General features: G+C 64.2%; 1 protein-coding gene (only partly in view). It reads right to left on the bottom strand.

The features are described from left to right. Nucleotides 1-6013, bottom strand: partial view of a proprotein convertase P-domain-containing protein gene (locus ACWUI2_RS05955; protein WP_486981941.1) — the end only. Its footprint extends 55205 nt past the window's final position; 6013 of the gene's 61218 nt are visible here — the last part of the coding sequence; the start codon falls outside the window, past its right edge; its stop codon occupies nt 1-3.

Raw genomic sequence — 6013 nt, 5'->3', positions numbered from 1 at the left:
TCATTTGAGCCACCCGAGGAAGATCAATTCGGCCACGGTGCCGTCGACCGGCGAAGCGCCGAGGCGGATGGTGCCGAGGATATCGAATTTGCCGCCGACGGCCGGCGCGCGGAAGACGACGGTTTCGGTGTAGGTGAAGGCGCCGAGGCTGATGTGGTGGCGGCCATCGGCGCGACCGATGGTGATGCCGTAAGGCGCGGTATGGGTCACCAGTTTGCCGTTCGAGAAGTAGCTGCCGGATTCGGCTTGGGCGAACTCGTTGAGGAAGAGTCCGATTTCGATGGCCGACAGGTGGAACGGCTGGCTAGCGTATCCGTCCGCATCCTCGGTCGCCATGCCGATGGCGGTGGCGATCGAGAGTGGTTGCAGGACCAGGGAACCGCGGAAAGACTGGCTGCCGATGGTCCGGGTGCTGGAAATCGGCGCTTCGATTTGGATCGCCTCCGTGGTGAGGATGACCCGGCCGCCCGACGCCTCGATCGGCGAGGTGATGCGGAGGGTGCCGACGAGATTGGTGAGGCTGATGTTGCCGCCGCCGGTCGTGAAGAGACCGGAGGTGCCGACGCCATGGCTGCCGACGACGACGTCGCCGACCACGGCGCTTTCGAGTTCGACCAGGTAGATGCCGGCCGCGCCGCGCGAGACCGCTTCGACCGTTCCGCTGCGGATGAACAACGGCATGGCGACGTCTCCGATGCCGTTGGCCGACTCGATCCGGAGGCGGTCGGCTTCGAGGACGATCAGGCGGCCGAGGCCGTTGTGGACGTTCAGGTTTTGCGCGATGGAAATGATGGTTTGCGAGAGGAGCGCGAGTCCGTCGGCCTTGATGGAAGCACGGATGTCGATCGAGCGGGCTTCCAGGATCAGGTCGCGGCCGCTGTAGTCGAGATCCTCGACGACGCGGACCACCCCGGTGAGGGCGTTGGTGGCGCTGTTGCGGAAGCGGACGTCGACTCCCTCGATTCCTTCGTGGGTGATGGTGACGCCATCCCACCGGAGCCAACCGGCGCCGAGTTCGAGGACGCCGCCGCTGTCGCGGTGGAGATTGAGCATGTCCTGCCCGCTCTGGCCGCCGATGAAGTGTTCGATGGTGTTGCCGAGGTGGCGGACGGTGTTCACGCCGTCGGCGGTGGCGGAAACGCCGCGGACGTTGATGTTCAACGGTGCGGTGACCCGCGAGAAGTCGAAGGTGTCATGACCGCCGCCCGGCAGTTCGTTGACGATGGCGTTGCCCCACCCGTTGGTGAAGACATAGGTGTCGTTGCCCGCGCCGCCGGTGAGGACGGTTTCGCCGGAGCCGATGACCAAGGTGTCGTTGCCCGCGCCGCCGAAGAGATACGTGAAGAAGTCGCCCCCTTCGAGGTAGTCGTCGCCGTCGCCGCCGGCCGCGTAAATCCGGATCGGGAAGAGACCGTCGATGAAGAGCTGGTCGTTGCCGCGTCCGCCGTCGAACACGACCTGCAAGCGGTAATCGCCATCATCTGGATCGGAACCCGGTTCGTAGAAGTCGGAGATATCGAACGGGGTCTCATGTTCTTCCTCCCCGTCGTGGTAGATCACCTTGAGCAGGTGGACGCCGTCGGCGACCTCGAGGCGGAGAGTGAAGGTTTCGTCGTTGTCGACGCCGCCGCCGACCGTGAGTCTCCGCCAGGCCCAAGTCCCCGCGCTGATGACCAAGGTGTTGTCTTCGACCACCGCGAAACGGATGCCGTCCTTGGTCTGAATCAGGTGCGAGACGTTGTCGCCGACATGATCGATCAGGTGGCCCATCTTCGGGTCCCCCGCGATGCCGGTGAGGTCGATGAAGGAGAGCGCCGGCAAAGCGGAGAGCGGGTTGAGGTCGAGCACCCGGTTGTTGGCGATGTTGAGTTGTTCGAGCGGACCTGGGACGTTGAGGCGGGCCAAATCGCGGAGATTGGTCGGGAAGAGCGTGTCGGCGGGTCCGAGGCGCGGCAGGGCCGGGTTGTCGATCTGCTGCTGGGTCGGAGGCGGAGTCGGCCGCGAGGAGACATCCGGCAGGAAGCGGACATGGGCTGGGGCGCGGGAGACGTCGCCGCCGCCGAGGACGCCGTTGCGACCGTGGAGGGAGTGGTCGATCACGAAACCGGTGTTCGGTCCGTCGAAACTCCAGTAACCGACCAGGTAGACCCGCTCGGCCGGATACGGCTCGATCATGTCGGCCCGGACCAGGTTCGGCGCGAACGGCGTATCCCAGATGCGGACTTCGTCGATGTCGCCCTTGAAATAGACCGGATTGCCGTCGGCGTCGTGGCCGAAACCGATGTTGATGCCGGTCTGGGTGGAGAGGCTGGAGGACGTCGCCAAGCCCGCAGCGACGTTGACCCCGTCGACATAAAGGGTCTGGACATGACCGGTGTTCGAGCTGAACACGTAGGCGACATGGTGCCAATTGCCATCGAAGAAATTCTTCTCGGAACTGACGATCGTTTCATACTCGCCGGTGTTGAAAATGCGGGCTCCGATGTTGCCATCGGCGGTAAGGAAGATGCTCCGGTCGAGACCGCCGGAACCGAGGGTGCCGGAGTCCATCGAGAAGAGACCCATCGCTTGACCCTCGATGGCCGGGCCGTCGGTCCGGAACCAGAAGGTGACGGTCATTTGGATGCCGGAGAGTGTGGCGTCGATGTGGACGTAATCGTCGACGCCGTCGAAATGGAGAGCTCCGTTGCCGTTGTTGGCGATGCTGAAGACCCGGAGGTTCGAGAGACCGGTGTGGGCTCCGGTGGCCGGGTCGGTCGCCGGGACCAGGATGCCGATATCGGCGATCCGGTTGCCGTTCAAGTTGAGCACTTGCAGGTTCCGGGCGAATTGGAGGCCGACCACGCTTTGGATGCCGAGATTGTCCAGCTGGAGTTCGACGAGGGTCGCCATGTCGCTGGCCATGATCTTGCCGTGGATGACCGGGTTGCCGTCGAAGCCGAGGGTGACCGGAATGCCGAGCGCACGGGCGATGCCGGCGCGGAGGGCCATATCGGGGATGTTGACCACGAAGTCGGTCGGCCGCGGTTGTTGGACGCTGAACTCGGAGGTCGGCGGAAGGACGAAGTTGTCGTCCGGACGCAGGTCGCGGATTTCCTTGCTCTCGGCGACGAAGAAATTGATGCCGCCGCCACCGAAGATCATGTCATGGTCGCCGTTGCCGATCAACACGTCGTTGCCGGTGCCGCCGACGATGATGTCGCGGTCGGAGGAAGGATGGGAATTGCCCGGGATCGGGGCCTTCACCTCGATCTTGAACGGCACTCCGACGAGATTGCCTTCGCTGATCCAGAGGCGGCCATTGTCGGAGAGAATGATCAAGCGGCCGTCGCTTTCGATGGTTTCGACCGGCACCAGGTTCTGGGCGAGGATCGAGGTTCCCTTGACGGTGCCGTCGGTGGCGATGATCTGCTTGTCGAACTCGAAGAAGGCGACCGATCCGACGGTGCGCAGATGGGTCGGCTCGACGCGGCCGCCTTCCGACGAAGCGAAACGGCCGAAAGGCAGGTTGCCCGCGTTGCTGCTTAAGAGCGGATAGGTGCCGTCGGCGTAGCCGTTGGAAATCCAGAGGCTGTAATCGATCCGGCCGTCGGCCAAAGCGTCGTGGTTCTCCACGAAGAAAACCAATCCGCCTCCGGTGTAAGTGAGACCGCTGATGATGCCCGGATGGACCGGCGAGAGGTCGATCACCATCCGGGTGCCGGAGGTGGAGCCGTCGGTGACCCAGAGCGCTTCGCCGGTGGTGGCCCCGAACGGCGCGCCAGTGAAAGCGAGTTGGTTGCCTGCGGCGGTGAGATTGGCGGCGAAACGCGGGAGGAAGGCGGCGAACTCGACGCCGTCGTCGGTCAGTTTCCACAGCATCGGATAATTGACCGAGCCGGCGATGAACCAGGTGGCTCCGTTCCATTCGGTATGGGAGGAGACGTTGCCCGGCAGCGAAGCGACTTCCACCCGGGTGTTGATGGCGGCCCCGCGGGTCGACCAGAGGGCGGTCGATCCGTCGGCGGTCACCGAGGTGAAGAAGAGACGGTTGTCGTAGTTGGCGACGAATCCGATCACCTGGCCGACATCCATCGCCTGGGTGCCGACCACCCGGGCGAAGGCAAAGGCCGGGACTTCGACGGTCGCGCCGGTGTCGGCGACGAAGTCGAGATTGGTTTCGCCGATTTCCAGGAACAAGGTATCGGCCTCTTCCGGGACCTCGGAGACCTTGAAATCCTTCAGGGCGTGGATCGCGGCAGCGGCATCGGCCAATGTGGTGGAGCCGTCCGCGCGGAGGCGCAAGGTAAGACTATGGGTGGCCGGATGGTGAATGGCCACGGCCGGTGTCTCCGAGTCGGAAGCGAGGTCAAACACCAATTCGATGGAGTGCGACTCGAGGGCGGTGGCGAGGGATGGCTCGACCGCTTCGACGACGAACCCGAACTCGCCGAAGGTTACGGTGCCGGCGCTGGCGTTGAGGTCGGTGCCGCCGGAGAAGATCACGCTCGGCAGACCCGCTTCGACGGTGGCGCTGGTGGCGCCGAGGACGAGAGCTTGGATGCCGACCCCCGCGCCGTTGACCGCCGCCGCCAACTCCGCGTAGGTGGTGACCCCGGCGACATACGGAATCTGGAGAACGCGGGTGGTCTCGTTCCATGTGATCGACTCGACCGCTCCGGTGTGGTCGAACTGAACGGTGATACCATTGGCGGCGGCGCCCGGAGCGACGGCCCGCATGTCGAGGCCCGGAACGACGGCGACCGTGCCGTTGGTTTGTCCGCCGAGTTGTCCGTCGCCGCGGCCGTTGCTGGTCCAGAGTTGGGTCCGTTCCGCCGGGGTGCCGGCGCCGGTGGTGACAGTGAAGACCAAGTTGCCATCGACCACGCCAAGGATCTGCCAGGAGTCGACCTGGAGGGCGGCGAGACGGGCGATCCGAAGCGGTTCGGCCCCGAAAGCGTCGCCCTCGCCCGGAGTGGCGCGCCAGAGAGTGAGGGTCTTGTTCTTCTGAGTGAAGTAGAAGAGGTTGCCGTTCATCGCCACCAACGAACCGGCCTGTTGTTCGCCCGCGTCGATCTTATCAAGTGTCTTGGTTCCGGCGACGGTGCCGTCGCTGGCGTGCCAGAGACCGTCGACCAGGAAGACCGCCCGGCCGCCGACAGTGGCGAGATCGGTGACAGGTTGCTGATACTCGGTCAGAAGGATGACATTCGTTTCGTTCGCCGCATAAAGTTTGCCGCCGATATTGAAGATTAAGCTGTCGCCGACGGCGGTGGACGCCCCGACCGTGCCCGAGATGGCGACACCGGTGACCTGATGGGCGAATTGACCGCTGACCTGCCAGAGAGTCGTGGCCGCGCCTTGACCCAGAGTGAAGTAGAAGGTGTCGCCGCTGCCGCCGATCAAGGTGGCGTCCTTGACGATCGCACCACCGGCGAAGCGGACCGGACCGTTGGACTGGGTGTTGGTCCGCCAGAGCTGACGTTCGTTTTCGACGGTGTGGAGGTAATAGGTGTAATCCTTGGCGGAACCGAGGCTCGGAGTGCTGTTGCCCGAATGGTCGGCGGCGCCGGTATTCACCAGCGAAATACCGTCGGTCGACCCATGGACGCGGAGGAAGTAGCTGCCGGCCTTCAACTGGCTGAGATCGATGACCGATTGGTTCGACTGGAGGAGACGGCCGTCGGCACTGTAGAGGGAACCGGTCACGACCGCGGCCTGACCGGTGGTCACCAGCAATGCGGTGCCATTCGGCGAATGAGCGTGGGCAATCTGAACCGGCTCGTCGAGGGATTCGGTTCCATCCGGCAATTCGATGCGGAACGTGACCCGGATAATTCCCTGCTCCAGCAGCGAGCGGATCAGCTCGGTGACGTCGACGAACGTTTCGTTGTCGCGTTCGGCGGTGGTCACGAGATGGGTGGCGGCGGTTTGGCCGTCATCGAGGGAGACAATGCCATCGCCCGTTCCGTGGAGGACGGAAACCTTCACCGCCGGGACCCGGGCCAGGGAGAATTCGGCCAACGGAGCGGCG

The sequence above is a fragment of the Verruconatronum alginivorum genome (assembly GCF_056590205.1).
The sequence above is the reverse complement of the archived record's forward strand: the minus strand, read 5'-3'. Positions and strand labels throughout refer to the sequence as shown.